The following is a 25517-nucleotide window of genomic DNA, read 5'->3' as shown; positions in this document are numbered from 1 at the left end:
TAGACCCACGGGAGCAGTCCCGCTCCAAGCACAGCAAACAACCAGAATATCGCACAGACACCAACCAGCCAATACGTTGCTGGGGGGAAGAGAGCCGCTATCTGCCAGTGATTGATCCACAGCCATCCACCGATCACGGCTGCCGAGAGAAGCGCAGCTCCTGCCACGTCGGCACGCCGGTCCCAGCGATGACCAAGCACCGGTCCCCGTGCCAGTCGCGTCGTCCACGACTGGTTAACGGGCTCCACAACCGTCTGAATGACGCCGTGATCGCCCCACGACTCTGCCATCAGATCCAGCAACGACCGGAACGGATCGTCGCTAGTCGCTCCGTCCGATCGTGCGTTGTGCAGAGGAAGAAGAAAGTCGCGGGTATACTCAAGCTGTGCCACAGAAGCAGCCTGTCCGGGCGTAACCGGGAGTGAGGCCTGCGTGATCTCGGTCGCTCGTGCCTCCGTCGAGGAGTTCACGTACGTGAGCAGCCACTCGGCTAGCTGCTCGGTCTCGGTCACCACGTGGAACTCAATCACTCCATCTTGCTGCTGATGGATCTCGAAACTGCACCATCCGACCTGTCCATGGATATCGGCGAGAAGTTGCTCAGCGGTCTCCAGTGGATGTTTCCCGCTGTTTTCGGGTGGACGCACAACAACGGTCCACAGCCCCTCCTGTGCAGCACAGAGCGTGTCAAACAGCTCCTCGTCGACGTGGAGAGCAGAGCCCTTAATCCGGTCCATGACTCGCTCCATGCGACCTCTCCCTGGTCCTGGACGAGCAGGAGGCCTTGCCTCGTCGTCCTTTTTTGGGGCGGGGAGTGACATGTCTCAATGACATTCGTGGCTGACTCTTGTGTGTTCCGTCCGAATTGGGCGACCTGACGGCTCTTTCTGGATCCATTTATCCTACATACATCTCCCAGCACCTAAGAGTTTGCGGCAAGCAAACTTTGATATAATATTTGTTATAGGAGAATTGCGGTATGGAAATTGTGAAGAATAATAGCCCTGCTTTTCACACGGTTTATTGGGTCGTGTCGTCGATAGAAGCCTCAATCCGCTCGATCTTCGCGTTAAGCTCGCGTAGAACGGACCCGACCGCCAGATAAACGAGCCCGATCAAGCCCAGCAGCCCGACAGCCCAGATATCCATCATACTCTCGCCTCGTCGATTATTTGCCAGAAGTCGTCGATCGGTTCACAAATCCGTGCGGGCATGTGCAGCGTCTTCGGGAGGTTTAGATTGAGATCGGGGGCACGCTCTCGGAACTCTGCAAACGTGCCGACCAATTCCACATCTGCAGTGCTCGAGTGCGCTATACCTGGATGAGTCTCCGCAAGCGTTTCATTATCCTCGATCACGATCTTGTCGTTAAATCGCCCGTCGTCATGTCTCGCGACCCAGACGTGAGCGCGTTGTTCGATGTCGCTCGACATCGTTATACGACCTCCACATCGAAGGCTGGATCCTCGACGAAGTCGTCTACCAGGTCCTCTTTCCGCAGGTCCGCGATATGCTCGTCTCCATCGAACACTCGCGCGAACACTCGATTGCTTTTCGACTCGGTTACTGAGTGATTTCCACTCATACACACTACTACACGCTCCAACACCTAATAATTTGTGGGACGCAAACACTACAACAATATTTGTATACCACAATTTGATGTTTGTACAGCGCCAATCGGTAATCATGAGTCACTGCACACGAGACTGGGATGCAATGGGTCGCGACGATCACGATCTCCGCGATATTGACGAAGCAATTCTTGATAAGCTTGAAGAAGGGCGCTGTACCCGGCAATATCTGGCTAACGAACTTGATGTGACGGGCGAATATATCTACCAACGCATCGATATTCTCGACAAGTTAAAACTGGTAGAAATCATCCACTCTGGGTTCTACGAACTGCCGGACCACCAGAGCTTAGCGGTGAAAAACGAGACGTGGGAGCGGCTCAACGAGCGAAAAAAGCTGGGAGAGTCCTTCAATGAGATGATGACGCGGATCCTCGACGAGAGCGAATAGCGTTTTTCAGATCTTTTTCTCAACGGCTTCTGGAACCTCTACTGAGCGCTCGATCAGGTTCTCAATGTGCTTGCGGAGCGGCTCAGGTGGCTCTGCGTCTAACATTCCGAGAACCCGCGTCCAGCGAAAAACGCCGTGATCGTTCGGCTCGCTTGCATCCGTGAATTGCTGATCGATCAGCATCGGATGCGTGCCTCTCGAGGCTGGCGAATAGCCGAGCACGGTCACATCATCAACCTCGGGCGTCGAGACGCTTACAACGTTGTTCGACTCCGTGAGCGGGATCTTGATCAATGCCTCCTCGAAGCCCCGCGTCGGTGCCACGATCTCGCCCACAGCGTGATCGGAGCATCGAGCAGCATCGATGCCCCAATGGTTGGGCCACTGATCGAGCCGCAACTGGGGATGATCGATCAACCAGATCGCTTCGCACAGCACCGATTCATCAGTCTCGAGCTCCTTCGGCCGTTGGTGATAGTCACAGGCCACTCCTTCTCCCAGCGTGGAAGCGTGGAGGGATTTAGCCAACTCTTCTCGAATTGGATCGGTCATGCCACTGATGATTGCTGTGGGATAATCAGTCTGGGTGCTCTATCCTCGTGGATTTTATAGGCGACGCTCCAAATCCGCTTTAATTAGCTCGATGATCCGCGTGTCCAGAGATATGGTTCTCGGGACTGTCTGTTTCCACTCTTCCCACGTCTCACGATTAATCGTGAATTGATATTTTATTGTGTTTTTCCGACTCATACACACATTTGCTATATCCTCCATGAACTTAATATCACTCATCTACTAAGTTAAACTAAGTTATACTAAGCTCAGCTAAGTTCGACTTAGTCGGAGTAAGGAGAGCTAAGGAAGGGGTGCCAGAAAGGTACAGTAGGCGCTATATCGTCCATCTATCACTCTTTGAACACAAGGATGTCGAGTCGATCAGTTGGCTGCTTTCGCGTCATTATACACATTTGAAACTATAAATCACTCCAATACGTCAGCCATTCCTACGGGAAGTGGAGTAGGAGAAAGTAGTTTTTCGAATGTCTCTACGGCGCTTAGATCTTCAATGAGCCGATTGGGAACCCATTGTTTTTCGGTTGTCAAAGTTGGGTCATTATGCGTTAGGTTGCCCACCGCCAACGCAGGACTGCCATCGTGAACAAGATAATGGGTGAGAAGGTGGGCAAATTCCCACGCCAAACGCTCATCACCGAATGTGATTATATCGTCGTGAGTGCCGTATCCCGGTGTTCCAACCTCAACCACGATCGAATAGCCGTTTTCACTACCGCGCTCAACAGACTGCACGAGCGCAGATCCACCGCTAAAACGAGCTCTTACCGGCATTACCGTGATACGCACCTCCTCACTCGTGAAGTCGTCACCAATCTCCGCGGTGAATCCCCACTCCTGATCTTCCCATTTGGAATGTGGCGAAACCATAGTATGACGCATTCTATAGAGGATTGAAATTACTTTTCGTACCTAGATGGTTTTTCTACACTATTGGAAGATTATAGCCGAGTGGGCGAGCTCGCGACTGACAATCAGGAGGTGAACATTGCTGGCTTCTACGAACGGCCAGAAGACGAGTAGCGTTCTTTTTTGCTCGAACCACTCCCGGCCAATTGCGTGTTTCTACATAACCCTGCAACGTCCGACGGCAGTAACCGTTCTATCCGCCAAATACGGTACCCTCACGGATTGGTCTGAACGAAAAGAAAGACAGGATTGCGTGAATCTCTAAGAAAAACACGAACTACTGAGATGTGTATCGCTCGCGATTGTCTGCGATTTTCCGAACCGTTGATCGGGACATGCCAAGCGACCGAGCAAGTTGTCGCTTGCTCGCACCTTTATCGAGTTCATCAAGCACCACGACCGCTTTCTCAAAGTCTTCGTTCGGCGTGAGATAGCCCTCTGCGCCGACATCGAATCCGAATGGTGGACGACCGTGCCATTGTCCCTGTTCCTGCGCAGCAGCGATCCCTTCACGGACGTTCTCGCGTTTGATCTCTGCCTCTAATTCCGCAAAGGTCGCAGCCACGGTCAGAAACGCCCGCGTGTACGGGTCAGAGTCGTTGGGATCAAGCGCAATCCCCATATCGAGGATGTGCAGCCCGACGCCGTGCTCATCCACGATGCGCTCGACCGTCGCAGAGAAGTCACGCACCGATCGGGAGATTCGGCTGACCTCCGACGCGATCACCTGCGAGATCTCCCCGTCCTCGATCGCGGACATGAGATCGCGGTATCCATCCCGGTCGGTGTTCGTCCCGCTCTGTTTATCGACGAACATCTCGATCTCGGCTGGCTCCACACCGAGGCGATCGGTCGCGTACTCGCTGGTGATCTGGCGCTGGCGAGATAGATCCTGATCGGCTGTCGATACTCGACAATAGAGTGCAGTCGTCCCCGTCATTCGTCCCACTTTGTACCACCCCCTCCATTGACTTAAAGCTACCCCCCTTTACGCCAGTCTGGCGTAAAACTATAGTTTTAGACCATGCCAACAGCCCACATCACCGGCTTCACCGGAGTCTCGGATATCACATGAGTTCTCACCGCGATTGAGGCATACTTCGCTGCACCCACCAAAGAGAATATTATCGACTCTATAAGCGAAGCGGCCCTATGAGCTACTTCAACGTCGACTCTACAATAGATAAATGGCAACCGGTCGGATACGGACATCCGGGTATCCTATCTTAAAGTCGTCCTCCGTGACGTTCCGATCAAGCAAATCAGAGGTACTCGAAACCATTTGTCTGAGGAACATCCGCCTATTCCGCCGAGCATCTCTGTCACCTTCGGGCAACAAATCCATCACATTCATCAGCCACTCCTCTTCCCCACGGCCATACACGTGCTCAATCCTCCCAAGAACGTGATACTCCGTGTACTTCGACAGTTGTCCCTCTAATTCCCCCTCGCTCAATGAGAACACGACATTTGCATTCAATGAGTCGGTTGAAGTGTTGACTGTATAGATGTTCTCCCCAGAGTTTAGTTCGTTGAGAAAGTCCTGAATATCCGACAGAGAGAACTCCTGATCCTGGTCCTGGTCCTGAAACTTCATATCGGAATTGAATATATCAAAATACGGCTTCATATCCTCGATCAGATTCTGAAGATCATTGATCGGAGAGGCATTGATTCGTCCTTTTGCGTGAACGAAGCCGTTTTCTTCAAGTTCATTTCGATCGTCTTCACCGATTTCCTCAAAAGGCGTGATATCCCCTTCCTCCTTGAGGATTCCGTGCAGGATAGCGAACTTCCCGATTGAGTCGAATTCACGGATCAGTTCTGATTCCTCTTCATCAGTCGATGAACGAGAATATATAAGACGGATAATTTTATTCAACCCACCACTTTTATCAGTGGTATCAGAATCAAGCGATCGCTCAACTATTTCTTTAATATCCCCCTCATTCAAATAATTAAACAGACGGTTAATGATTTGATCATTTGTGTAAATAACTTCGGGTGCATCTACAATCGAAACCATGCTATGGAGTTATATCAACTACATATATGCTTTCTGATTTGGTTAGTCGATAAGAATAACTATGATATCATTCCGAAACTGCAGTACTCTAAATCGATCCCTGTATTTATCCCGATTTCTCTATGCAATGGACACTGCTGCACTCTGAGTGCACTGCCTATTCCTTTGTACGTATCTAACTTTACAGGAGTCTCGGACATCACATGAGCGCCTTAGGTAACAGGCGACCTTCACACGAGGCCCGATTGTTACCTAAGGTCCGATCAACTTTCTGAGCATTGAGCAGTCGCTTTCTCTCATTATCATGAGAAGTTGGTGGTTCTCGACGAATCGACGTGATCATGATGACTGATTCAGCTCGAACACCGATACTACCCAGAAACCGGCCCCATAGAATCCATTTCATTTCCATCTCGGACCCATGGGTCTCGGGAAAATAAAATCGTTTCAGCGCCCGCTCTCGGCCTCTGAGAAGATGGGGATTGAAAACAGGCTTCTAAGGCGTTCACTACTGGATTGAGAAATGGATCTTACCAAGGAATGCTCTCCAACAGAAGACGATTCGTTGGTAAGACGCGCGGACTCCAGCACGACGCTCGATCTGACGCCCACACATTGATTATTAGCCATAATTCAGTTAATACTACAGTGAATAAGAGAGAACATATCATCAACGGAGTGCTCATCGGCATTGGGGTCGGCGTGCTCCTCTCCCCGACGGGGGACAAATGGATGGTTCACTCGGTTTTCTCAGTCGCAATCCCAGTCACACTCGGCGCACTCGTCCCCGACATCGACACAGAATTCGGCAAACATCGCAAAACCCTCCACAATGTCTTTGTGCTGGCTGTTTTCGCAGCGTTCCCATTTGTGTACGGTAATCTGCAATACGTCTGGATTGGTGTGCTCACACACTTCGTCCTCGATTACCTTGGGTCAAAGCGAGGGATCGCACTCTTCTATCCGTTATCCACGGACGAATGGAATTTTCCGTTCGGTGTCAAGGTCACCAACCGGTTTGCTAGTATTGTGACAATCCTCGTAACCGTGTTCGAATTGACGATCGGCTATTTCGTGCTCATCGGGAGCACAGTGGCAGGGGTCACACTTCCACTCTAACCAGAAGAAATCCATTCAATCAGTCGTCAAGCTCAATTCCGAGAGAGGTTGCGAACTTCTCGCGACGGTTGAGCACGAACTCGACCATCCCCTCGTAGAACTCCCGGTTCTTCTCTAACCCACCTTCCCCAGCAAGCGTCGAGCGTGCATCAAGCTCCTCGTAAAAGTCAACGAGATCACTGCGCTGATCAGCTGGAAGGTACATAGCGACCTGCTTGCGCTCTTTCAGCCCGTCACTGTCTACGGACGACTCACTTTGGGATTGCTCGGTCTTATCCGTCTTAGATGTCTCATTTGTCCCACCCGTCTTAGAGGAATTAGAGGTCCCAGAGGTGTTAGAGGTATCATCACTCCCGTCGTCATCACCATCCCGATCAGGCGTCCGATTGAAGCGCTGCCGGAGCTCGTCCTGGCTGCGATCGGACATCAGCGGTAAGCCTCCATGTGCTGTGCGAGCAGGTCGTAGCGATCGCGCAGCGATTCTGTTGGATCATCGTCCCATGTGTATTCTCCCGCTTCGGGGACATACCCAAAGACGGAGGCGTGATAGCCAATCGCGTGCTCGACCGCCTTCAGATCTGGAATTTTGTAGATGCTGTCTTCGCCGAACGTCTCGGTAAACCAGTCTCCCATCGAAGACGACACCGAATCATTTTCGAGTTCATTCAGTACGCCAGCAACGGTTCGGATAGCGTACTCGTCGAACTCATCTTCGAGTGTGTCTATCTCGTCGAAGAGAAGATTGAGACTGTGCTTCGAAATCTCGTTCGCATGGATCGGAAATATCACGTTCTCCGTTGCGAGCAACGCCCCGTCAGCAAGTGTTCCCAAATTCGGGGGTGTATCGATCAAGATGAAGTCGTACTCGGAATCGAGGGCCGAACGATCGAGCGCAATCCGGAAGCTCTCCTCGCTTCGCCGTGAGAGGTTCAGGCCACGTTCCAGTCGGAAGTTCCGCATGTGACTCGGAATAACATCGAACTGCTCCTGTTGGTGGCCGTCCTCGACGGGGATGTCTTCACTGGGGATGATGAGCTGGCCGAGGTCCTCGTACTCGAGGTCTCCGTCGTCGAGGAGAACATCGTAGAGTGCGTGGTCTGCTCCGAGATACTCATCACGAAGACCAAGTTTGACCGCCAGTGCGCCCTGCGGATCAGCGTCGATCGCAAGCACGTCATGCCCGCGATTCGCCAGCGCAGCAGCGAGATTGATGCTGGTCGTTGTTTTGCCGACTCCTCCTTTCTGCATCGAAATTGATACTCTCAATGTCATTGTCTCATCCGTCTCATACGGTTCATACAGATCATATACTTCATCTCTATCACCCGTCTAAGACGTATAGTATATCTCATGCGTACCATATTATTGTTTCGACCGGGGAAAGCGCTCAATAATCGGGAAATGACCAGACGCTCACCCGACGCTAAGGAGGTTAATGAGCGTCTCGCGAGAGAACATCGGAATCTTAGAAAGTTGTCTACTCAGGACAATGCGTCGAACAGCTCGCGCTGCTCGGCTATAATCCGTCGAGCTTGCTCCCGATACGACTCGTCCCGGTTGAAATCCTGCGTTTTGCTACTCATGATGTCTCGATGTAGTCTGTTGATCGTATTCAATCTTCGCCGTCACGGGTGTAACCGCTCCTCGTCGATCTCGCCGGTCTCAAGCCAGTCGGCTATCTCGTCCACTTCGAATCGACGTATGCGCTTCAGAACGCGTTCTGCTGACATCCCGGTAGCAGCAGGGGTTGTACCCTTGCGTTCGAGGTAGGCGTTCGTAACCGCCCATGCAGTGCGTTTGTTGCCGTCTTCGAAGACGTGCGCCGTTATGATATTGCGGAGGAGACTGGCGGCGCGTGCGTAGCGATCGACGCGTTCATCGGCGTGCTCGATGATCCGTTTGAGCTTCAATTCAGGCGCGGCTCCACGTGTCCCGGTGTACTTCATGTTGAATTCCTCCTCGATCTCCTCGTGGACGGCGAGCACGTCCTCAGACGTGGGTAAATCCGCGTCACTCATCGGTATCCTCGCCGACGAGCTCTACCTCACGATCTTCTGACTCGACGAATGCTGATCGACAGTCCTCCGAGCAGAACCAGAACGTCGAACGGCACTGTTCCCCGGTGACTGGATGAATACGGCGGATTTCGATCGTTGGCGTCACGGCTTCATCCTCCTCGGTCGCGTGTGTCACAACGATCTTAGAGCAGTCCGGACCGTGACAGGGCAGTGCTATCGGGGCAGCCGGTTGACGGAGGTCACCCTCCGATGGGACATCAACATCTAACGGGACGGGCATCGATCGGATTTTCTCGATTTGAGGTTCGTTTATCATGGATCTCAGGCTCTGTAGTGTTTGAATTCCGGCTCGTTGATCTCTCCACGCGAGAGTAGTTTCTCGATCGTGCGCTGGGGTTGGCCCTCGGTCGCTCCGTGCTCTTTGAGATGCTCGACTAGCTCGTGATGCGGGATTCCCTTCGTACGATCGTCGTGATTATCCCGCACGTGCATCAGCGCACGCGGAAGCAAGTCTCCCAGTTCCGTTTCTGGATCATCTGAAACCGGCTCACCAGCATCATCTGTCTCCTCGGGCTCTGTGTCACTCTCAGCGTCGTCTGGAGCCCCACCATCCGCGACGGCCTGATCAACCGTCTCCTGATTACTCGGGAGTTTGGCGACCGCCTCGATCGCCGTCATTCCCTCGCGAAGTTCGAGGATCATCGCGCCGTCGTCGTCCGTCGTCACCACTGCATCAGTCAGCCGATACTCAACGCCGACCTCGATCTCGGGCAGCTCGCCGCGCTCGACATAGCCGATCTTCTCACCGTCCTCCATCACAAACACTCCCTCACCGTCAAGCCACGGTTTGGGATCTAAGACACTCTTGCAGACTGTTCTCAAGATGACTCGATCTCCCCTTTCGAGACTCTCAATTCCAGTTTCGTCTTCCTCACGCTCGGTCGTATCCACCTCATCAACAACGAGACCCGCCGCACGCGCGTGCTTAAGTCCGGTATCGGTGAGAGTGATACGTCTGAGCACTCGTTTGCGTCCGTCCCACGGACGAAGTGGCAGCGTTGTCTTGGCATAATCAGGAGAACGGGGACGACTCTCCCCTGGTGAGAGAGACGGATATCCCTTGACGATCGAGTGAAGCGTATCGTGAACATCATCTCCGATTTCGTGGCCGGTCGCCGCGGCGTATTCCTTGAATATGGCCGTTACATCGTCTTTGACGATGTAATCGCTCGGATGGGAAGTCAAGCACTCGCTGGCGAATTCTGCCATCGGATCTGCGGCACTTTCATACCGATCAAGCCGCTCTTGCTTGCTCTCAGGGAGTGAGACATCGCCGTTGGCTTCGAGGCGCTCGATCCCATCGAGTGCGAGATTCAGAAATCCACTCATCGCCTCGTCGGTGGCGAGTTGCTCGTCCAATTCCCGTGAGGAGAGTCTCTGTTTCTCCCACTCGCCACTCGGATTGTTGACGAAGGTGTAAGGCAGCTCGATCGGAACGATACGTTTCGAGATCGCCGATTTATCCCGCACACCGATGATCGGTGGATCGTTCGCCGCGAACATGATAGTGGCATTAATCGCATCGAAGAACGACTCAGATCCCTTGGGCTCGAGCTCTGTCCGGTCACCACCCGTAATATCCTTCAGAGTGGCCGTTTTGCGAATTTTCTTCCCGTCGATCTCCCCAGCAATGTTGGCCATGTTGCCGTAGATGGACATTTTCGAAAATCGGTTTGAAGAGAGCTTTTCGAGCTTGACGTTCGCGACATTGTCCTCCTCACCGTCACAGCCACAGAGCAAGTCCGTCACCCGGTCATAGAATTCGGTTTTGCCGTTGTCCGACGCACCATGTAAGATGAGGAAATTTTTATATCGCTCATTGGCGTCCGGAACGAGCGCGTGACCGACCATTTCCATCATTGCTAGCTTGTCCTCTTTCCGCCGAGTAAGATCGTCAAGGAAGGATTCGTATGGGGCTGTGTCGGCGGTTTTATCGAACGTCACCGGGACGCGATCAACGAAGCGGTACTCGGGAGAATGGGGCTTCAGCTCTCGGTCGAAGAGGTCGAGAACGCCGTTCTCGACGCAGATATGTGGGTTCTCGAACCCCAGTCGCGCGTTCAACTTGCGTGGTTCGATAATATCGTGCTGTTTGAGTCCTTCCTTGATTTCCGAGAGTTCATGTGACGACCAGTAGACCTTCAACCCATCTGAAATCTCTCCCTTGATCTCTGAGAGATTGTCAGTGAACATCCCAGTTTCCTCGTCATAGACGTGCAAGGCGTTCGAATTCGCGATCGTCATGAAGTCGTATTTTGACCGGAGGAGTCGTCTCGACGCATAGCGACCTTGCTCCTGACTCTCTTCGTAGATGTATCGGACATCCTGCCAAGACCACACTGAATCCGGATCTTTAGCCTTGTACTGCCGATTTGTCGGTTCTTCATCCTCGTCGTCCCACCACGAGTTTTTCACCCACGCGAGCGCTGCGTTGTGTGCTTTTGCGGGAAGTTCATCCAGATCATCAGGAAGAACGGAGAAGTCGTAAAGTCCCAAATCATCGGCGATATAGCGGAGAGCAGCGGAGGGAATTGTGTCGTCGAAACCGAGTAATCCCCGCTCACGGGCTGTGCTCCACGCCTTCCACGTCTCTTCCGGCGATAGTGATCCTTCAGGGGAGCCGACGTCGCGAACCTCTTCCTCGACCAGCAAATAGGTGAGACCGTTGTACCGTACCTTTCGTTTGTAATCCACCGCGAGAAGGTCAGCATCCTCCTCTGGCTGGAAGACATGGAAGTAATTCTCACTGTCTCCGGTGTGGCCGAGAGGATTCTTCGAGCGATGGCCTTCTTCGAGATCATCGTTCACATCATCAAGCGAGAGGTCCCACAGCGCCGACATCCCGTCAGTACGGGAGGCTGCGAGGTCGCTATCAGTGTCCGGACGATCCTCCGGAATCCCGTTCGAAAACGATTGACCATCGTCGCTAGACGTGAGTGATTGTCCCTCTGTTGCGGCTTCGAAGTCCGAATGCTCTGCGGGTGGGTGTGCTGCGCGGAGCACAACATCGAGATCGTCCGCCCAGCCGTTGTTGAGGTAGTCATCCAGGTCGACTTTTCGCAAGCCAGCGCGGGGAAGCTCGACGACACGCGCGTCTACGTCATTCTCACACAGGTAATTCGCAGTCCGGAGCGCACCACCCAATCCCGGCGATACTTTGGGAATATTGATCGCTTGGTAGATGTGCTCCGGTTCGTCTGGTACATCGTCCGAATCGATGCGCGAGAACCCTGCTCGCTCGCTATCTGGAATGACGAATACCCGCTGTGCCTCGCCATCGACGAGCTCGAGGAGCTCCTCGAAATGCTCACGCTTGAACTGGGTGGTAACCGGTGAAAGAACGCTGTAACCGGCTGCTGAAGCGGTGATCGCGTCCGCGATCCCCTCCGCAATGACGATATTCTCCGAGCGACCGAGCGTCGAGCGACCGAATATCGGCTCCTCGATCGGCACGTGGTCTTTCGTGTGTGCGACTTTCGCGTATTTGCCTGCGAGAAAGTCCTCCGGGTGACCGTCGTATCCGGCTGCTCCACCGCCCTTCTTTCCCGCTGTACGGGCAATAGCGTACACAGCGCGGCCATCCTCATCGAAATACGGAAGCACGTAGCGACCACGCCAGAGAGCGGTCAGATTCTTGGTGAAGAGTCCTGTCGCGCGCAGAGTCTCGTCGGCAAAGCCACGATCGCGAAGATGAGCGGCGAGTCCACCGCCACCCGGAGCGTATCCGAGCTTCCACTCGTCGATCGTCGTGTCGCTCCACCCACGCCGCTCGAAGTACTCTCTTCCAGTCGAAGGGCGGGTGCAGTCTTCTTCGTCAACGACGAGACATCCCTCGTGTGCACACTCGCCCACGTGATCGCTGATCGTTCGATCAAGCTGATCGTGGAAATACTCGATCGCGGCCTCGAACGCATCAAAAACGTCCGCTCTCGACGCTGTGTCGCACTCTGCTCCGTCACGTCCGCTGTTCGTGTTATGTGACAAATTTTCTACTTCACAGACCGCTCCCCAGTAGGGCGATTACGGACCGGAGCTACCCGGAAAATGGCATGATTACCACCGCGGGTGGTACGAAGCAAAGACCAATAAACATGGCCGTACAACGACCACATACAGGCCGATACCAGTCCCGCAGGGCACTGCCCTGTGTTCGGGCGACTCAGGGTCTGTGTCCGCTGTTCAGAAAAACCCCGGCGAACATGCTTGGCAGGCGCGTCGCCGGGTTTTTCCGATCGATTCAATTTTCGAGTCATAACTTTAGCGAGACTCCGTTGCGAGATTTCTCACGTCGCTGGTTGATAACATTTGCCGCCTCCGTCACCGAAAATGAATTTATGATTCATCATCCATTCCTCCACGATCTGGCACTTCCTCCGGATCAAGTTCGTAAATACCGTTCCCAATAGCGATGAGAATGCCATCTCGACGGAGGGTACCGAGCCGCTCAGCGATGTATTGGCGAGTGTAACCGGTACGCTCTGCGAGGTTGGGAGCGTTGTTGCGTCCTTCGCGGAGGAGGTCGATGATTTGCCAGTCGACATCGCGAAGATCGGTCGGGTCCATGTACCTCGTTGCAATGCTCATTTCAAATAGCTCTTGGTTAGTGTCCACCATAAACCTATTGGTCATTGGTTACAGGCGATTGGTGGAACGTTTTCATTAGTCTATGCTTTCTGATATAATGCAGATTGGGGTGGACCACCCCTGGTCCACCCCCCTGGTCCACCCCAAAGTGGTGATTTCGCTGCATCTGCAATCTGACACAGCACTGGCTGAGGTAAATCAGGTGTCTGGTCCACCCTGGTCCACCCCCCACCCCCTGTAGGGTGGACCAGAAGAAACGCAAGAAGGCGAAGGGAAAATCGAGAGTGGTCCGGCAGTCCACCCTAAAACTCGTTTCTTATTTATTATGATAGCATGTGTGGTTAGTTTCTTAACTCTCTCTACTTTTGCTATATCGAATTTTAGGGTGGACCGGTGGACCAAAGGGAAATGGCCTATTGCAGTCTTGCGTTTTGGTGGTCCACCGGGGGGGTGGACCAGGGTGGACCAGGGTGGACCACCCTATGGCATCACACACCACACTCTCATGGTGATTAATCGTAACTCTATCTTCAGCACCGAATCTTCCTCAGAATGAACCTTTCCGGAGTAACCTAATTGAGAAAGTTGTCCAATTTGTTCTCGCGATTGGTCTCATCCAAGATCACGTCAGCGAGCTCCTCTGCAAACGGCTCGGCGTCCTCTGGTCTCATATCAGGGAACATCATGAATGTCGCGCCATAGTTAGTGCAAGGTGCCCCAGTAGACAGCCGCTTTCCGGTTTCTCTCACAGCGTCAATATACGTGTCACAGATTTGGTTGACTTGTTCTACAGCCTCCTCTGTGAGAATATCAGTATCCTCGGCGCGGGATGGTGACGCTGTGGGCTCCAGACTAGCAATAACGTAACACCACGTGCGTCCTCGAATTTGATTTATCCAGACAAAGGGTACTCCTTCTCCATACTTTTCTTCGTGTAGTTTGTCGCGTTCATCATATGTTGTGATATGGGGTATTTCGGTGGTGCTCTCACTCATACGTCGACTTCAGATGTGGATGCGTAATGAGTTTAGTTGTGTGTGGAAGTGGAGATTCGCGATATAGCGGCAGTAGTGACAATCAATTCTCTCTCGTTCGTGTGGAAATTTTAATACATAGTATAGTTTATTCTAAAACACATCAATATGGATGGGTCAAATGCGAAACAGACGACGATCTGGGGTGCCGTCGGTCGGCCGGAGTCGTCGCTTCGTAAGCTCTACGAGGATGACGGTTACTCGATCTCTCGGTTAGCACAGGTGTTCGACTGCTCAACGACGGCGATTTGTGACGATCTCTGTCAGCTCGGTCTACTGGATGCTGAAGAATTGTTTCCGGATCGCTTGCCACGTTTCAGTACGTGCGACAAATACGAAGTCTGGGAGCACGGCCGCCATCGCGTGCGTGTGCATCGGTTGCTGATGGTCGCCGAGCACGGATTTGAGGCGGTTGCGGACGCGGCGGCAATCCATCATGAGTCCTTCCCGTGGGACAACCGGATAGACGCGCTCATACTGTGTGCAACGCGGAAAGAGCATCAGGATCTCCACGACGACCGTCTGGACGGCGATCATGAGGATCAACAGACGTTCGCTGATATCGACTATTCTTCAGTGTCATCCGAGGAGCCTGAAGAGCCTGAGGAGTCGGGAGAATCAGAAGAGATTGACGTAGAAATGGAAAATCAGCGGACGTTCGACGAGTTTGTGCAGGTCTAATTTCTCTCGTCGCACAGCACGCAGTCAGTCGGTTCAGCCGCGAGAGTGTCTGTGATCGTCATCCGCGGCACCAGTCGTCATCTCGGTAGCCACAATCTGTGCACTTGAAGTAGCCACGCCCCATCACCGTGAACCCCGATCCGCACTCTGGGCAATCTTTGATAATCGTCGGTTCTGATGGACGTTTTGTCATTGTTCGTTCCCTGCGAGTTGCTCGATAGCTTTCTCAGCCCGCTCAACAACGATCTCCGACGAATCTGGATGAGTCGCATAGTCATCCAACCCCCGGACAATCCGCTCTCTTTCATATCCATCGTCGATCGTCGGAATGTTGCCTGTCGAGATGATGCGCTCGACCTTCTGATCTATTTTGTCGCTTGTCGTCATCGGCGTCTCTCCGCGTGGAAGTTTTTCGCCTCGCCAGCCGGACACACGTCCCCGTAGTAGCTGTCATATTCCACGATATGGGTTGCCTCCTCGATTGCGTCCTCCTTAGAGGACGCCTCGACTTCCATTGTGCACTCTGCTGGAACCCAGAAGCTGATCAGATAGCTATTCTCCGTCTCGTCGGCGTTTGCTTCGCTTGTTGTCATAGTCGTTCTCGGCGGTAAGGTCGCCACCCAAAACGCGGGAAGGGAGTCGAACCCCTCGGGCCACCCGGCCGCGTCAGTAGTCTTCGTCGAGGAACCGTTGCGCCGGATCGTGGAGCGCTCGGACGGTTCGGACAGTTTTGGATGAGAAGCGCGCCTCACAGGGATGGACGTTGAGGCCATCCTCCGTCTCGAACTCGCGTCCACAGTCCTCACAGACGTGCTAAGCGCTCACGAGCGAATTCTCCGGAGAACATCCCCGACAGTTGGGGTCGCTGCTCGCCGTTTTGGGGCGATTGCGGCTCTCGCTCCTCGAGCGAACTGTAACGTCATCCACGTGAACACGACCCACGCGATCACGATCACATTCGCCTGCTCGAGGAGCAACAGCTCGATCGTCATTGCTCGACCTCCACGGGATTGGCAGAGATGATCCAGCGCGTGCCTTCTTCGCCAAGGAGTGCGAGATCGCCCTCATCAGTCTGGTGAGCGATGATTTTCTCGGGATAGAAGCCCGTACGGTCGTTCGGCCCACTCACGCGGACCATCAGCGCGCCTCCCCGGAGAGCATCCGGCTGAACTCGGGTTGTTTCACGACGACAACGCGCTTCTCGAGGGAGGTCTCACGCCCCTCTCGCTTGTATTTCGCGAGCTCGCCAACAGCCTCGTGTCGGGTGTCGAACTCGTGCATCCGAGGAATGACCATGTAGCTATCGCGCTGTTTCTCGTCGCAGAACGCCATCAGGCGATCACCTCCCGTTCCTCAGGAGTCGCCGGATACCATTCGAGGATATCAACTGTCTTGCCGAGTGCTCCGGGCAGCTCGGCCTCCATCGCTCGGTTGAGTTCGTCGGGTCCGCTTTCGATCCACTCGATGAGTTCGAGTGCGCCACGCGACTTGACCGGGAGCCGTCGCAGAACCGAGCCGTACCGCCCTGTGATCCGATCCGGATCGATCTCGCCCACAAACAGGCGCTCTTGTCCGTCCTCAGCCTCGCCGATCCACACCTCTGCGAGCGGTTCGTAGTGCGCTCGTGCCTCCTCGAAGGTGCTCATTTTTTCCTCCCACACCCGGCGCACTCTGTCCATTCGTGAGTCCGAGTGTCTGGATCACTGCCTTGGTAGACTCGCTCCTCTTCGTCACACCCGCAGTAACGGCAGATATCGCTCATCGGTCTCCCTCCAGCTCAAAATCGCCGTTATCGACTTTGTTGACGAAGGTCTCGCACTCGATCCACCGATTCTCCTCCGGGTGATCCACCTCAGAAAGCCAGACGCACGGGATCGATTCGCCGTGCGTTTTGATCGTATCGACCGGCTTGACGACCTCCCAGCTCGTGCCGCCGGGTCCATCGAATTGCTGGCCGCGCTCGAGTTGTGTGAGCGCAGTCATACGCGGTACCCCCTTCCCTCGAATCGCGTCCCGGCGCCCGGGTAGCCAGTGCCGATCAGGCCCTCATCGGCCGGAACATCCTCGAAGAGGATGTCCCCACCACAGCCCGCACAGACACATGCAAGGTCGATCCGCAGTCCATCCTCATCCGTGTCACACACTTTGGCGTGAACGGCGAGATACTGAGTCTCCCCGAGTGTCCGACTGCAGTGTGGACAGTCGGTCATCGCTTCCCTCCGGGGATGACGCACGCGAAGCACGTTGTGCCGGTCGGACTGACCCCAGTCCCTCCGCACACGTCGCAGTTGTCCCGTCGTTCGAAGCCGTCGCGTCCCTCAACCGCTTCCCGGTGCTTGCACTTTCCCGAATGGTATTTGTCACTCGGGCAGGTGCAGGAGACAGCGCTTCCGTCGGCCATTGAGACCGTGTACGTGTGCTCTTTGGCCTTTTCAGCGCCGTGGGAGAGATTAGCGACGTTAATCTTCCCTGCGCGTGGAATGGCGGTGAACTCGTAGGTTTCTTGACTGTGCTCCTCGTTCGATGAGGTGGCTTTCGTAACTGTCATAGTCGACTGAGAAAGCCAGCGTCAGGGTGCGACAACACCCCGGCGCAATTCTCCGTGAATCACGCCGTTGAGCGGCTGCCTTCCTCTTGATTATATCCAAGAGCGCCATCACTATAAACCTTTGGGTGTTATAACAGTGATAGACCACAGTGGTAACACCCAAAGGTTTAAATGCATGGCTATTGTGATGTGTAATATGGCCCAAGACAGAGAACACAACGAATCAGGGCAGTTCGTGCCTGAGTACTCAGATGAGGACGTTCTAGGCGTTTTCGAGACAGTCGACGGTCCGGTGATATTGAGCAGCGATGTGGTCGAGGAGCTCGGGTGTGCGCTCGAGACTGCACGTCAAAAACTCATCTCGCTACACGAGGAGGGACGCCTCGGTCGCCGGAAGGCAGGTGGTCGCTCGCTGTGGTGGCTCGTCGAGGATAGCGGTGGTGATTCAGAATGACGCCAATCCCGTTAGAGCCGATCATTCGGGAGGGCGTCGGGATGTGGGCGTGGTTGAAAGTCATCACGTCGGGCATTGCGTTGTTCGGCGGGATGTTCTTCCTCTGGAGCCACGAGAAGCACATCCAGCGGCTCCACGACCGGATCGAGGAGCTTGAAACCGAGAGGAAAGTGCGCACCGACGGCGGGGTAACGACAGACGGCGCGCCGGTCGAGGATGCGCCTCGCACCGCCGAGGAGGAGATGAAGAGAATTCGGAGCAAGGAACTCACCGAGAAGATCCACCGTGAGATGCGTCGAATCCGCCGCGAGGAGTGACATGCGCCCGATCACGACTGCTGAACGCGAGCGCCTCGCGCCCGTTCTCGACGAGACAGAGATACCAGTCTGTGTCGATCCGGAACTGGAGATGATCGACGGTTTTGCACTTGGTGGACAAGCAGTCGGCTGGCTGCCGGGTCGTCGACGAGTCGTCCTCCGAGAAGAAGTCTTTGAGAGCTACGACAATGAGCAACTCCGCGGTCTCGTAGCGCACGAGCTGGGCCATCATTTAGGGCCGCACACGTTCGTGTCATATTTCGCCAAGAGCGTCGGGATGGTGCTGGGAGTGGCGGTGATAGGAGGAGGGTTGTTGCAATGGCTGCGCACGTGGGATCTGTGGCGTCTGGCGTTCCTCTTGATCGCGGCTATATTGCTCCTCCCAGCTTTGCAAATGTGGAGTGCAGCCGTATCGCGCCGGCTTGAGTACGACGCGAACCGCCGCGCCATCGAACTACTCGGAGATTCCGCGCCGGTCGAGGCGCTGCTGGAGCCACGTACAGACGAGCCTCGTCCCTCTACGATCCGAGAGTACTACGGGGAGCTCTGTTACCCGTGGCCACATCCCGCCGATCAACTCGCTGCGTTGGGAGAGAAATAGCGTATCAGAAGAACCAGCCGACGACGTCTTTCGCTCGTTGTTTCGTTTTCTGCGTGAGCTCTTCGTGTCCCGAAACGGTGGATAACCAGCCGTGAACTTCGTCATCGAAGCCGCCGCCAGCCACGGCAGCGAGTGGCGCACCGCGATCGCGAGCCTGCTCGAGCAGATTGACAACCGTGCGATGATCGGTCACCGACATGGATTTCGGAGACGAGATTCGTGAGCGAATCGTCGAAACCACTGTTTGCGTGCCTCCTGACGCTTGTCCACGTGCTTCACTGTCGCTGATATTCTCGCGTCTGTTGGGCCAATTCCCCGATTGGCCCTCTTCTGGTTGTTCTCGCGAGCGTCCCTCAGCCCCAGCTTGTGCGCCGTCCTCGCCGGGCCAGTTTGCGGATTTAGCGGAGCCCTGCTCCTCTACGGTCTCTTCGCTAGCTGCGTCTCCTTCGGTCGTCGTTTCTCTGTCTCCGAGCCCCTCGTCGCCGACAGCTTCCGCAAATGCGCCGAGGACCGTCTGGCGCTCCGATTCGCGCTCTTCTGCGTCCACACTCCGCGCTTGATAGCCGCCCGTTGATCGGTCAGCACCCTGGTATCGACTGCCCATGTTAGGCCTCCTCCGTGGCGATTACGGCAGTTTCGTCTGTCTCCGGCTCACTGTCGAGTGCCGCCTCGACCTCCTCGACGATCTCGTCCCATTGCCGTTTGATTTCTTCGTCCTCGGTGGTTGTCGGTGCGATCGGCTTCCTCCATGCGTTTTGTCCGGCAGCGGCAGTGACCTGTGCGGGCATTCGACCGAGATAATTAGCCGACAGCAAGCCGATCAGGAAGATATCGCGGTCCTGCTCACGTGCGAGCGCACGCACGTCCTCAACCAATTCGTCGATCTGAATGCCGTTGCCGGACGTGAAATATTGCGTGCAGTAGTAGGCGCAGAGGTCATCAAATCCTGCTTCATCGAACACGTTGTAGCAGGCCTGTCGTTCCAATTCGGTGGTTCCCTTCACGAGCGGAATGATCTGAGTCTCGCTCCCGTGCTCGCGTAACTGTCGCTGCATCCACAGCAATCCCTCCATGCAGTCGAGTGTGGCGGTGATTCGCTCCTCTTCGTTCTGATCCTCGTAAGTGCTGTAGTCGGTCGGGATGTGCCAATCTGGTTCGAACTCGAGCACGCGCTCCAGCTCGCGTTCCCAGGTGATCAGATTGAGTTCCTCGTCCCTGACCGTCGTCGTCGTGATCACTTGCGTTCGATCGGGAAACCACGAGTCGGCGGTCTCGCCGCGCTTCAGCAGTCGCCGCGCGTCGGTGTAGTTGATGAGCGCGTAGTCTGGCTCGACAGCGCTCAAGAATGCTTTATCGGATCGATACGGCTGCGTGCGCGGGATCGCGCCTGCAGGTGTGTGCGTGCTTGCGTCCGTGTTTGTGTCTGAGAGCATCAGTGAAGATCCCACAGAGGATTAATTGCACTCCAGATGTTTATGAATTACTAACGTATTCTGACAGGCTGTTGGAAGGAGAGAGATGAGTTGTGATCAGTGCTCTCAGCCGCTGTTCTGCTCATATTCGACTGTTTTGTGAGCTACTGCTGTGCGCGCTGCTCGTCTCATTGACTGTCCTGTAGCGCTGCACGTACGCACGCGAGTGAGAGCGCGTGTATATAGATCCCACAGAGGATTAGTTTCATCAAAATGGCTCTGAAATACTAATGCGTTCAGATAGACTGACGGAGATGAATGTGCTGTGTGATCTACTTCTTTAGGCTCTCTTCCGCCAGAATTTGGCCGTTTCGTGGATTGCTGTGATGTGTCCACTTGTTTCGTCGGAAATTCAGGGTGTTGGCCACTCTCTGCGTGCTGCTCTCAGCCATCTCAGCAGCACTCAGCGCAGTTGTGATCGGCGTCGAGAGCCATTCTCGCGCCAGTTCTCGCCTGAATGCCTGTGAGCGCATACCCGCTTGAGAACTCCTGTGAAAGCCCCACAGAGGATTAATTGCAGCAGATTAGCCATGAAAACTCAAAATTATTTGATATTTTTATAGCGCGGCGATCGCCGGCTGTGTTGTTCGAAGAGAGGGCCAAGGACCCGTTCGAGAGAGGGGGGTTTGATCATTCGACTTAGGGGGGTATTTCCCCCTGAAGAGAAAGGGGGTTGATTGTTCGAAGAAGGGGGATAGTCCCCATTCGAGTAAAAGGGGGGTTGAGATGATTCGATGAAGGGGGGGTTCCCCCTCTTATGAGAATTGAGAGTTGATAGGGAGGAGTAGAGAGGGGGGTTCATATTTCTCAATAAAAAGGAATTCCCCTCTCTCGTCTCTCCACAAGGAGAGATGCTCGGCTTGTTCTGAGAGTATTCCTATATATTCGTAAGGTATCGTGTATTTAACCATAAATATTATCGTATTGTAGCCGTTATTATGCATATGAAGCAGCCAGAGACCAAACAGGAGCTCCTCGATCGGCTCGGCCCACAGCGGAGTGCGCTGGTGGAAGCGATGAATTTCCACGGAGGAAGGGCTAACTCGCGGGAATTGAGGGAGTACGCAGATGTCCCAAAAGGGAGCATGCAGCATCATCTCAGCACGCTCGTCGAGTGGGAGGTCTTCGAGCCAGTCGGTGAGACTGAGTACGCTGGTAAGGGTCCAGGAGCGGCTGTGTACGCTTTCACAGCTAAGGGCCAGGCCGTCGCCGATGATGTCCATACAACGGCTGTGACGGCCGATGACGTGCAGGATCTGCGGGAGGAGGTGGCAGCGTTGAGGGAAAAGCAAGCCGCTCAAGACGAGCGCTACCGGGAGCTGAGAACGATTTTGGACTCGATTGTGGATGACTTAGCGAAGATCAAAGAGAACGGTGAGACGCCGTCTTAGACGGCCTCAGTCGAAGTCTGGCAGGTCATCGATCCGGTCGAGGGCGTCATCGAACAAGCCCGACTCTTCTTCACTCGTGTCCGTCTGTGTACGTGCGCCCGTATCGTCGTTAGCATCTCTATCTGATTCCCACAGAGGATTTCTTTCACCTTTGAAGAGTGGGAATTTCTCTCCATTGCGGTAGATGGAGAGCTCCTCAGGGTCGGTCGCTGCGTCCGGCACGATGACGATCTCCCAATCCTCTCGATCGGGAATCCCATCCTCGAAGGCGTAGTCTGGGATAAATGGTTTCTTGACGGTTTTCCAGCCGTCTGGAACGTCTGTTGTGCTCGAAAACATCGTCTCTGGGTAGGCTCCGGCGTCTTCCATCACGGCTTGTCCGTTGCCAAAGCGATGGTGTTCGGTGCCGTTGCTGTCTTTCAGCACGTATTCGTCGGTCTCGAGATCGTGAATCCAGACGGTATTCGCGGCGGTATCCGGACGAAGCATCTTTTCGCCCGATATATGCAGATTTCCGAGGTTATAGAGCCGTTTCTCGCCGTTTTCCACGTCACTATATTGGCTCACAAATGGAGGGTCTGTGAGCGTCTTCCAGATCTTCTCGGCGTTGTGTTCCCGACACAGGAGCAGACACCGCTGATCGCCGCCAGTTGTCTCTGCCACGTTTTGGGCAGTCTGCCCGGCCTTGGAGTCTCCTGTCGATGACTCGGCTTCTATGGCAGTCTCTCGTCCTCCTGTGAGCTCTTCGATGATCGAGGTGTCGACATCGTCATCAGCCCTCTGTGCCGTGTCGACAGTAACGGAGCCGTCGGGCATTTCGTCGCCGTTTTGAACCGGGAGGCGGACCTGTCCACCAAGTTTCGTGAGCGGCTCGTAGCTGTCTTTGAGCAGCTTTCGATGTTTCACTCCCCCGGAGGATGCACTCGTTCCGGTCGCCATGATGTCGCGGCGTCCCTGAGCGGTCACACGGACCCACATGTCGCCGCTGTCGTCCTGCGAGAGTTCGATGTCCCCATCTTCTCCCGCTGGGATCGAATCAATGAGCGCACCTTTCTGAGACGCGTGAGCGAGTGCCTGTCCCTCTGGATGATAGTCGATGATCCGAGGCCAGCAGTCCTCAAGCAAGACCGAACCGTCCGTTCCAGTAAGCAACGCCTCGTCGAGCATCGCCTTCAGCACCTGCATCTTTCGTTTGGCAGTGAGCTCGAGAGGATCGTCCTCTTCCTCTTCTTCCGTCGCAGCTGGAATCTTCTTGTCGTCCTCGTCGGCCGGTTCCTCGGTCAGCGAGACGCCGTGGCGCACCTTTGCTGGCTCCTCGATCCACTCCTCGGCCTCTTCCGGGGTTCGGATTCCCGGATACGGAGCGAGCAGACGCGCATGGAGTGGTCCATGGGGATTGCCATTGATTTCAACACTGACCAACGCCTGATACTGCCCCATATTCCGGATGTTCGCTGGGTTGATCCCGCCGTAGTAGTGGGCTAAGTCGTCGGCTGCATCTCCCCTAACGCGTAAGGTGATGAAGGTGTTACATTGCTCCTTAATCGCCTCTCTGACCTTCTGAGAGTCAATCTTGCCCAAGTATTGGGACATCAAAATCAGACCGAACTTGAACTTTCGCGCACCGGTTAGCAGCGTGTCCATGTCCATCTCGACGGACATGGCTTCGTGCGCTTCGTCCATCATCAAGAAAAACGGCTGCCGATCGTCTTTTGGCTGCCGTTGAATTTCTCGCCAGATCCCGCGCAGCAGGCCCGTCGCGATCAATCGCTCCATTTCCTCGTTGCCGATTTTGTTCTTCACGAGGACGATTTTCCGCTCTCGGACGATCTCGTGAAACGAGATACTCGACTCGTCATGTCCGACGATATGCCGGACGTTCAGGCTCTGTGCCCACGGATTGAGCTTTCGGATGAGCGAATCCAACTCATCGCGTCCCATCTCCGCAATCTGTTGGGTATACTTTGACACGAACGAATATCCCTCGTCCGTGATTTGTGCTGCAAAGCGCTGACGCGCCTCCTCATCGATCAGGATGTCACGCATGTCCAAGAACGTATAGCTGCGCTCCGAGAGGATCATGCTCCGCGTGAGGTTCTTGCAGATCGGTCCCATCCTCGATCCCCAACTACCACCGCCCCGTAGCACGCTTTCGATGAGATCGACCTGTTCGTCCACTGCTTGATGGTAGCCGGATTCGTCGGGCTCCGGCTCGACTTCCAAGAAGTTCAGAGCGACCATATTCTCCGTATCTGTCGCTCCTCCCGGATCGATGACGATCACGTCCTCACGCCTGTGTGCTGGCACTGCCTGGAGCAGATCATCGATCAGGTCATCATGGGGATCAATGACGCAGAGGCCGTGGCCACCCCACATGAGCTGCATGCCGAGATTGTACAGGAGGACGGATTTACCCATACCAGTCGTGCCATTGATCCAGACGTGTTTGAATAGGCTCCCGAACTCTGCGCCGATCTCTTTGAACTTGTTTCCGCGCTTCTCGTAACCGATCCAGAGCGGAGCATGAGGCCGGTGATACTTCTCCTCGACCAGTTTCCGTCGGGGATATTCGCCCATCCACTTGTCATTCTCGTCGTCTGGATCGGGCGTTTCCTCGATGGCAACGAGCTCCTGCTCGCCGTGCTTTCGATGTCGGAGTTTCCTCGCTCCGTCCGGATCAATCAGATACCCTCGCCGGCCAAGTGGAGGGGTTGGGATTCGATGCTCCTCGTTGGTTTCCTCCTCTCGATCGACATGCTCGAGACACTCCTCGCAAGCGGGAATGTGGTCCTCTTCGCTCTCCTCGTCGTGGCTCTCAACGAGATAGAGGCATTCAACTCTGAATTCGGGAACTCCACAGCTTGCACATCGATACTGTGCGTGTTGCGCGATCTTCCACTTCAGCTCATCTGGCCACTCAACGACTGGCTGTGCTGTCGGAGAATCTGGCTCAGTTGTTCCTCCGAACAGTCTCCGAAATCTGTCTATCATCGATTTTCAACCTCTTCGGTATCAGGCGTTTGAGCCGGTTCAGTTTCCGGCGCATCCGCTTGTGGTGGTTCTGGCTCTGGTGCCCCAGTTTCTGGGCCCGACGTGGGCTCTGGCTCTGCCCGCTCCGTTTCAGGTGGCTCAGGCTGTGCTGGTTCGCCCGCTGAGACCGTCTCTGCGTCTCCTTCCGTCGGTGATTGGGCAGTTGGCGGGACGCTCTCTGCCTCGGTCACGGCCGCGTACTCGATCGCACTCTTTCCGCCACCATTCTTGGTCGGCCAGTGGGCCAATGATGCGAGCTCGAACGTGCTCATGAACATCGGTTGTCGGCGATGTGGCCGCAGCAATAGCCGCTGAAGCCATGATTTAGCCGATCGGACTGGGGTCCGAGCAGCGAGCTTCTTCATTTCTCGCGTGAGCTGGCTTCGACCACGCTCTGTGAGCGTCTTCGCCGTGATCTCTTGATCCGTCGATGGATTGCGAAACGCGTTCTCGAGCTGTCCGACGATCCGTTCTTGATATTGCCTCGCATCATCGGCGTCTTCTGCGACCGTCACGAGGCGCAGCGAAACGCGATAGCCGGGCTCACGGCTCTGTGCCGCAACTCGCTCCGCCGCTTGGCGCTGTGCCTTCGGTGGCTTCACATCGCCAGTGGGCGGTTTGTGAGCGTTGCTGAGCGGTGTCTGTCGCAAGAACTCCGCCGTGTCGTCGGCGCTA

The 25517-nt window shown here is 54.8% G+C and carries 35 protein-coding genes; 7 read left to right on the top strand and 28 right to left on the bottom strand.

Going from position 1 to position 25517, the window contains the following annotated elements; translation table 11 throughout:
* From MW898_RS25400 to MW898_RS25390, 4 genes are all read right to left on the bottom strand, one after another.
* A partial coding sequence (locus MW898_RS25400) for a DUF8128 domain-containing protein (protein WP_248911102.1) occupies positions 1-821 on the bottom strand: 821 nt, incomplete at its 3' end.
* A 199-nt stretch (positions 822-1020) separates the two neighbouring features.
* Entirely contained in the window at positions 1021-1152 is a 132-nt protein-coding gene (locus tag MW898_RS25910; RefSeq protein ID WP_278000030.1) for a hypothetical protein, read from the bottom strand.
* Positions 1149-1433 carry a hypothetical protein gene (locus tag MW898_RS25395; RefSeq protein WP_248911101.1) on the bottom strand — a complete coding sequence of 95 codons (285 nt, stop codon included), beginning with the start codon at positions 1431-1433 and terminating at the stop codon, positions 1149-1151. Before MW898_RS25395 ends, MW898_RS25910 begins: the two co-directional genes overlap by 4 nt.
* Before the next feature lie 2 nt (positions 1434-1435).
* Positions 1436-1585 carry a hypothetical protein gene (locus tag MW898_RS25390; RefSeq protein WP_248911100.1) on the bottom strand — a complete coding sequence of 50 codons (150 nt, stop codon included), beginning with the start codon at positions 1583-1585 and terminating at the stop codon, positions 1436-1438.
* Between the two features lie 134 nt (positions 1586-1719).
* Here MW898_RS25390 and MW898_RS25385 point away from each other — a divergent pair, with 134 nt between their 5' ends.
* Entirely contained in the window at positions 1720-2025 is a 306-nt protein-coding gene (locus MW898_RS25385; protein WP_248911099.1) for a hypothetical protein, read from the top strand.
* A gap of 6 nt (positions 2026-2031) precedes the next feature.
* Here the strand turns inward: MW898_RS25385 and MW898_RS25380 are convergent, their stop codons facing one another.
* From MW898_RS25380 to MW898_RS25365, 4 genes are all read right to left on the bottom strand, one after another.
* On the bottom strand, positions 2032-2577 hold the full coding sequence (locus MW898_RS25380; RefSeq protein ID WP_248911098.1) for a hypothetical protein: 546 nt from the start codon (positions 2575-2577) through the stop codon (positions 2032-2034).
* 429 nt (positions 2578-3006) lie between these two features.
* Positions 3007-3468: a hypothetical protein gene (locus tag MW898_RS25375; protein WP_248911097.1), complete on the bottom strand. Its 462-nt coding sequence runs from the start codon at positions 3466-3468 to the stop codon at positions 3007-3009.
* A 316-nt stretch (positions 3469-3784) separates the two neighbouring features.
* A complete protein-coding gene (locus MW898_RS25370; protein ID WP_248911096.1) occupies positions 3785-4447 on the bottom strand; it encodes a recombinase family protein in 663 nt (220 codons plus the stop codon).
* A gap of 234 nt (positions 4448-4681) precedes the next feature.
* On the bottom strand, positions 4682-5533 hold the full coding sequence (locus tag MW898_RS25365) for a DUF6414 family protein (protein WP_248911095.1): 852 nt from the start codon (positions 5531-5533) through the stop codon (positions 4682-4684).
* 648 nt (positions 5534-6181) lie between these two features.
* Here MW898_RS25365 and MW898_RS25360 point away from each other — a divergent pair.
* Positions 6182-6652 carry a metal-dependent hydrolase gene (locus tag MW898_RS25360; protein WP_248911094.1) on the top strand — a complete coding sequence of 157 codons (471 nt, stop codon included), beginning with the start codon at positions 6182-6184 and terminating at the stop codon, positions 6650-6652.
* Between the two features lie 19 nt (positions 6653-6671).
* Here MW898_RS25360 and MW898_RS25355 read toward each other — a convergent pair whose 3' ends face one another.
* From MW898_RS25355 to MW898_RS25325, 7 genes are all read right to left on the bottom strand, one after another.
* A complete protein-coding gene (locus MW898_RS25355; RefSeq protein ID WP_248911093.1) occupies positions 6672-7079 on the bottom strand; it encodes a DUF8160 family protein in 408 nt (135 codons plus the stop codon).
* Positions 7079-7900, bottom strand: a complete 822-nt coding sequence (locus MW898_RS25350; RefSeq protein WP_248911092.1) for a ParA family protein — start codon at positions 7898-7900, stop codon at positions 7079-7081. The genes MW898_RS25355 and MW898_RS25350 overlap by 1 nt, the downstream gene beginning before the upstream one ends.
* A gap of 377 nt (positions 7901-8277) precedes the next feature.
* Positions 8278-8670: a Fic family protein gene (locus tag MW898_RS25345; RefSeq protein WP_248911091.1), complete on the bottom strand. Its 393-nt coding sequence runs from the start codon at positions 8668-8670 to the stop codon at positions 8278-8280.
* Positions 8663-8986 carry a hypothetical protein gene (locus MW898_RS25340; RefSeq protein ID WP_248911090.1) on the bottom strand — a complete coding sequence of 108 codons (324 nt, stop codon included), beginning with the start codon at positions 8984-8986 and terminating at the stop codon, positions 8663-8665. The genes MW898_RS25345 and MW898_RS25340 overlap by 8 nt, the downstream gene beginning before the upstream one ends.
* A gap of 5 nt (positions 8987-8991) precedes the next feature.
* Complete coding sequence (locus tag MW898_RS25335) at positions 8992-12714, bottom strand: phage/plasmid primase, P4 family (protein WP_248911089.1); 3723 nt, start codon at positions 12712-12714, stop codon at positions 8992-8994.
* Positions 12715-13062: 348 nt separating this feature from the next.
* The gene (locus tag MW898_RS25330) at positions 13063-13293 is read right to left on the bottom strand and encodes a winged helix-turn-helix transcriptional regulator (RefSeq protein WP_248911088.1); all 231 of its coding nucleotides are present in this window, start codon (positions 13291-13293) and stop codon (positions 13063-13065) included.
* 593 nt (positions 13294-13886) lie between these two features.
* Complete coding sequence (locus tag MW898_RS25325; RefSeq protein WP_248911087.1) at positions 13887-14309, bottom strand: hypothetical protein; 423 nt, start codon at positions 14307-14309, stop codon at positions 13887-13889.
* A gap of 147 nt (positions 14310-14456) precedes the next feature.
* Between MW898_RS25325 and MW898_RS25320 the strand changes: the two genes are divergently transcribed.
* Positions 14457-15029 carry a hypothetical protein gene (locus tag MW898_RS25320; RefSeq protein ID WP_248911086.1) on the top strand — a complete coding sequence of 191 codons (573 nt, stop codon included), beginning with the start codon at positions 14457-14459 and terminating at the stop codon, positions 15027-15029.
* 189 nt (positions 15030-15218) lie between these two features.
* Here the strand turns inward: MW898_RS25320 and MW898_RS25315 are convergent, their stop codons facing one another.
* From MW898_RS25315 to MW898_RS25275, 9 genes are all read right to left on the bottom strand, one after another.
* Positions 15219-15416 (bottom strand): hypothetical protein, encoded by a 198-nt coding sequence (locus MW898_RS25315; protein WP_248911085.1) that lies wholly within the window; start codon positions 15414-15416, stop codon positions 15219-15221.
* Complete coding sequence (locus MW898_RS25310; RefSeq protein ID WP_248911084.1) at positions 15413-15622, bottom strand: hypothetical protein; 210 nt, start codon at positions 15620-15622, stop codon at positions 15413-15415. Before MW898_RS25310 ends, MW898_RS25315 begins: the two co-directional genes overlap by 4 nt.
* A gap of 228 nt (positions 15623-15850) precedes the next feature.
* Positions 15851-16021 (bottom strand): hypothetical protein, encoded by a 171-nt coding sequence (locus tag MW898_RS25305; protein WP_248911083.1) that lies wholly within the window; start codon positions 16019-16021, stop codon positions 15851-15853.
* Positions 16018-16167: a hypothetical protein gene (locus MW898_RS25300; protein WP_248911082.1), complete on the bottom strand. Its 150-nt coding sequence runs from the start codon at positions 16165-16167 to the stop codon at positions 16018-16020. The genes MW898_RS25305 and MW898_RS25300 overlap by 4 nt, the downstream gene beginning before the upstream one ends.
* Positions 16167-16361: a hypothetical protein gene (locus MW898_RS25295; RefSeq protein ID WP_248911081.1), complete on the bottom strand. Its 195-nt coding sequence runs from the start codon at positions 16359-16361 to the stop codon at positions 16167-16169. Before MW898_RS25295 ends, MW898_RS25300 begins: the two co-directional genes overlap by 1 nt.
* Entirely contained in the window at positions 16361-16675 is a 315-nt protein-coding gene (locus MW898_RS25290) for a hypothetical protein (protein ID WP_248911080.1), read from the bottom strand. Before MW898_RS25290 ends, MW898_RS25295 begins: the two co-directional genes overlap by 1 nt.
* A 112-nt stretch (positions 16676-16787) precedes the next feature.
* Positions 16788-17012: a hypothetical protein gene (locus MW898_RS25285; protein WP_248911079.1), complete on the bottom strand. Its 225-nt coding sequence runs from the start codon at positions 17010-17012 to the stop codon at positions 16788-16790.
* Positions 17009-17239: a hypothetical protein gene (locus tag MW898_RS25280; RefSeq protein ID WP_248911078.1), complete on the bottom strand. Its 231-nt coding sequence runs from the start codon at positions 17237-17239 to the stop codon at positions 17009-17011. Before MW898_RS25280 ends, MW898_RS25285 begins: the two co-directional genes overlap by 4 nt.
* On the bottom strand, positions 17236-17577 hold the full coding sequence (locus tag MW898_RS25275; RefSeq protein WP_248911077.1) for an SWIM zinc finger family protein: 342 nt from the start codon (positions 17575-17577) through the stop codon (positions 17236-17238). The genes MW898_RS25280 and MW898_RS25275 overlap by 4 nt, the downstream gene beginning before the upstream one ends.
* Before the next feature lie 196 nt (positions 17578-17773).
* Here MW898_RS25275 and MW898_RS25270 point away from each other — a divergent pair, with 196 nt between their 5' ends.
* Genes MW898_RS25270 through MW898_RS25260 form a run of 3 tightly spaced genes read left to right on the top strand, consistent with a single transcriptional unit; the run spans position 17774 to position 18949 of the window.
* Positions 17774-18031 (top strand): transcriptional regulator, encoded by a 258-nt coding sequence (locus MW898_RS25270; RefSeq protein WP_248911076.1) that lies wholly within the window; start codon positions 17774-17776, stop codon positions 18029-18031.
* A complete protein-coding gene (locus MW898_RS25265) occupies positions 18028-18348 on the top strand; it encodes a hypothetical protein (RefSeq protein WP_248911075.1) in 321 nt (106 codons plus the stop codon). The genes MW898_RS25270 and MW898_RS25265 overlap by 4 nt, the downstream gene beginning before the upstream one ends.
* A gap of 1 nt (position 18349) precedes the next feature.
* Complete coding sequence (locus MW898_RS25260) at positions 18350-18949, top strand: M48 family metalloprotease (RefSeq protein WP_248911074.1); 600 nt, start codon at positions 18350-18352, stop codon at positions 18947-18949.
* A 4-nt stretch (positions 18950-18953) separates the two neighbouring features.
* Here the strand turns inward: MW898_RS25260 and MW898_RS25255 are convergent, their stop codons facing one another.
* Positions 18954-19553 (bottom strand): hypothetical protein, encoded by a 600-nt coding sequence (locus MW898_RS25255; RefSeq protein ID WP_248911073.1) that lies wholly within the window; start codon positions 19551-19553, stop codon positions 18954-18956.
* Between the two features lies 1 nt (position 19554).
* Positions 19555-20382, bottom strand: coding sequence for a hypothetical protein (locus MW898_RS25250; RefSeq protein ID WP_248911072.1), 828 nt, complete (start codon positions 20380-20382; stop codon positions 19555-19557).
* A 983-nt stretch (positions 20383-21365) separates the two neighbouring features.
* Between MW898_RS25250 and MW898_RS25245 the strand changes: the two genes are divergently transcribed.
* A complete protein-coding gene (locus tag MW898_RS25245; protein WP_248911071.1) occupies positions 21366-21812 on the top strand; it encodes a hypothetical protein in 447 nt (148 codons plus the stop codon).
* A gap of 6 nt (positions 21813-21818) precedes the next feature.
* Here the strand turns inward: MW898_RS25245 and MW898_RS25240 are convergent, their stop codons facing one another.
* Both MW898_RS25240 and MW898_RS25235 read right to left on the bottom strand, forming a co-directional pair.
* Positions 21819-24803, bottom strand: a complete 2985-nt coding sequence (locus tag MW898_RS25240) for a type IV secretory system conjugative DNA transfer family protein (protein WP_248911070.1) — start codon at positions 24801-24803, stop codon at positions 21819-21821.
* On the bottom strand, positions 24800-25517 hold a 718-nt coding region (locus tag MW898_RS25235), incomplete at its 5' end, for a DUF8128 domain-containing protein (protein ID WP_507237227.1). The genes MW898_RS25235 and MW898_RS25240, both read right to left, overlap by 4 nt.

The organism is Halocatena marina (assembly GCF_023276375.1).
Taxonomy (GTDB): domain Archaea; phylum Halobacteriota; class Halobacteria; order Halobacteriales; family Haloarculaceae; genus Halocatena; species Halocatena marina.
Note: the sequence above shows the minus strand (reverse complement) of the source record. Positions and strands in the feature narration are given on the sequence as shown.

Bases quoted from the DNA above. Each gene is read 5' to 3' on its own strand.
- MW898_RS25910 (WP_278000030.1), bottom strand. From the start codon at position 1,152: ATGATGGATATCTGGGCTGTCGGGCTGCTGGGCTTGATCGGGCTCGTT.
- MW898_RS25395 (WP_248911101.1), bottom strand. From the start codon at position 1,433: ATGTCGAGCGACATCGAACAACGCGCTCACGTCTGGGTCGCGAGACAT.
- MW898_RS25390 (WP_248911100.1), bottom strand. From the start codon at position 1,585: ATGAGTGGAAATCACTCAGTAACCGAGTCGAAAAGCAATCGAGTGTTC.
- MW898_RS25385 (WP_248911099.1), top strand. From the start codon at position 1,720: ATGGGTCGCGACGATCACGATCTCCGCGATATTGACGAAGCAATTCTT.
- MW898_RS25380 (WP_248911098.1), bottom strand. From the start codon at position 2,577: ATGACCGATCCAATTCGAGAAGAGTTGGCTAAATCCCTCCACGCTTCC.
- MW898_RS25375 (WP_248911097.1), bottom strand. From the start codon at position 3,468: ATGGTTTCGCCACATTCCAAATGGGAAGATCAGGAGTGGGGATTCACC.
- MW898_RS25370 (WP_248911096.1), bottom strand. From the start codon at position 4,447: ATGACGGGGACGACTGCACTCTATTGTCGAGTATCGACAGCCGATCAG.
- MW898_RS25365 (WP_248911095.1), bottom strand. From the start codon at position 5,533: ATGGTTTCGATTGTAGATGCACCCGAAGTTATTTACACAAATGATCAA.
- MW898_RS25355 (WP_248911093.1), bottom strand. From the start codon at position 7,079: ATGTCCGATCGCAGCCAGGACGAGCTCCGGCAGCGCTTCAATCGGACG.
- MW898_RS25350 (WP_248911092.1), bottom strand. From the start codon at position 7,900: ATGCAGAAAGGAGGAGTCGGCAAAACAACGACCAGCATCAATCTCGCT.
- MW898_RS25345 (WP_248911091.1), bottom strand. From the start codon at position 8,670: ATGAGTGACGCGGATTTACCCACGTCTGAGGACGTGCTCGCCGTCCAC.
- MW898_RS25340 (WP_248911090.1), bottom strand. From the start codon at position 8,986: ATGATAAACGAACCTCAAATCGAGAAAATCCGATCGATGCCCGTCCCG.
- MW898_RS25330 (WP_248911088.1), bottom strand. From the start codon at position 13,293: ATGGACCCGACCGATCTTCGCGATGTCGACTGGCAAATCATCGACCTC.
- MW898_RS25325 (WP_248911087.1), bottom strand. From the start codon at position 14,309: ATGAGTGAGAGCACCACCGAAATACCCCATATCACAACATATGATGAA.
- MW898_RS25320 (WP_248911086.1), top strand. From the start codon at position 14,457: ATGGATGGGTCAAATGCGAAACAGACGACGATCTGGGGTGCCGTCGGT.
- MW898_RS25315 (WP_248911085.1), bottom strand. From the start codon at position 15,416: ATGACGACAAGCGACAAAATAGATCAGAAGGTCGAGCGCATCATCTCG.
- MW898_RS25310 (WP_248911084.1), bottom strand. From the start codon at position 15,622: ATGACAACAAGCGAAGCAAACGCCGACGAGACGGAGAATAGCTATCTG.
- MW898_RS25305 (WP_248911083.1), bottom strand. From the start codon at position 16,021: ATGACGATCGAGCTGTTGCTCCTCGAGCAGGCGAATGTGATCGTGATC.
- MW898_RS25300 (WP_248911082.1), bottom strand. From the start codon at position 16,167: ATGGTCCGCGTGAGTGGGCCGAACGACCGTACGGGCTTCTATCCCGAG.
- MW898_RS25295 (WP_248911081.1), bottom strand. From the start codon at position 16,361: ATGGCGTTCTGCGACGAGAAACAGCGCGATAGCTACATGGTCATTCCT.
- MW898_RS25290 (WP_248911080.1), bottom strand. From the start codon at position 16,675: ATGAGCACCTTCGAGGAGGCACGAGCGCACTACGAACCGCTCGCAGAG.
- MW898_RS25285 (WP_248911079.1), bottom strand. From the start codon at position 17,012: ATGACTGCGCTCACACAACTCGAGCGCGGCCAGCAATTCGATGGACCC.
- MW898_RS25280 (WP_248911078.1), bottom strand. From the start codon at position 17,239: ATGACCGACTGTCCACACTGCAGTCGGACACTCGGGGAGACTCAGTAT.
- MW898_RS25275 (WP_248911077.1), bottom strand. From the start codon at position 17,577: ATGACAGTTACGAAAGCCACCTCATCGAACGAGGAGCACAGTCAAGAA.
- MW898_RS25270 (WP_248911076.1), top strand. From the start codon at position 17,774: ATGGCCCAAGACAGAGAACACAACGAATCAGGGCAGTTCGTGCCTGAG.
- MW898_RS25265 (WP_248911075.1), top strand. From the start codon at position 18,028: ATGACGCCAATCCCGTTAGAGCCGATCATTCGGGAGGGCGTCGGGATG.
- MW898_RS25260 (WP_248911074.1), top strand. From the start codon at position 18,350: ATGCGCCCGATCACGACTGCTGAACGCGAGCGCCTCGCGCCCGTTCTC.
- MW898_RS25255 (WP_248911073.1), bottom strand. From the start codon at position 19,553: ATGGGCAGTCGATACCAGGGTGCTGACCGATCAACGGGCGGCTATCAA.
- MW898_RS25250 (WP_248911072.1), bottom strand. From the start codon at position 20,382: ATGCTCTCAGACACAAACACGGACGCAAGCACGCACACACCTGCAGGC.
- MW898_RS25245 (WP_248911071.1), top strand. From the start codon at position 21,366: ATGAAGCAGCCAGAGACCAAACAGGAGCTCCTCGATCGGCTCGGCCCA.
- MW898_RS25240 (WP_248911070.1), bottom strand. From the start codon at position 24,803: ATGATAGACAGATTTCGGAGACTGTTCGGAGGAACAACTGAGCCAGAT.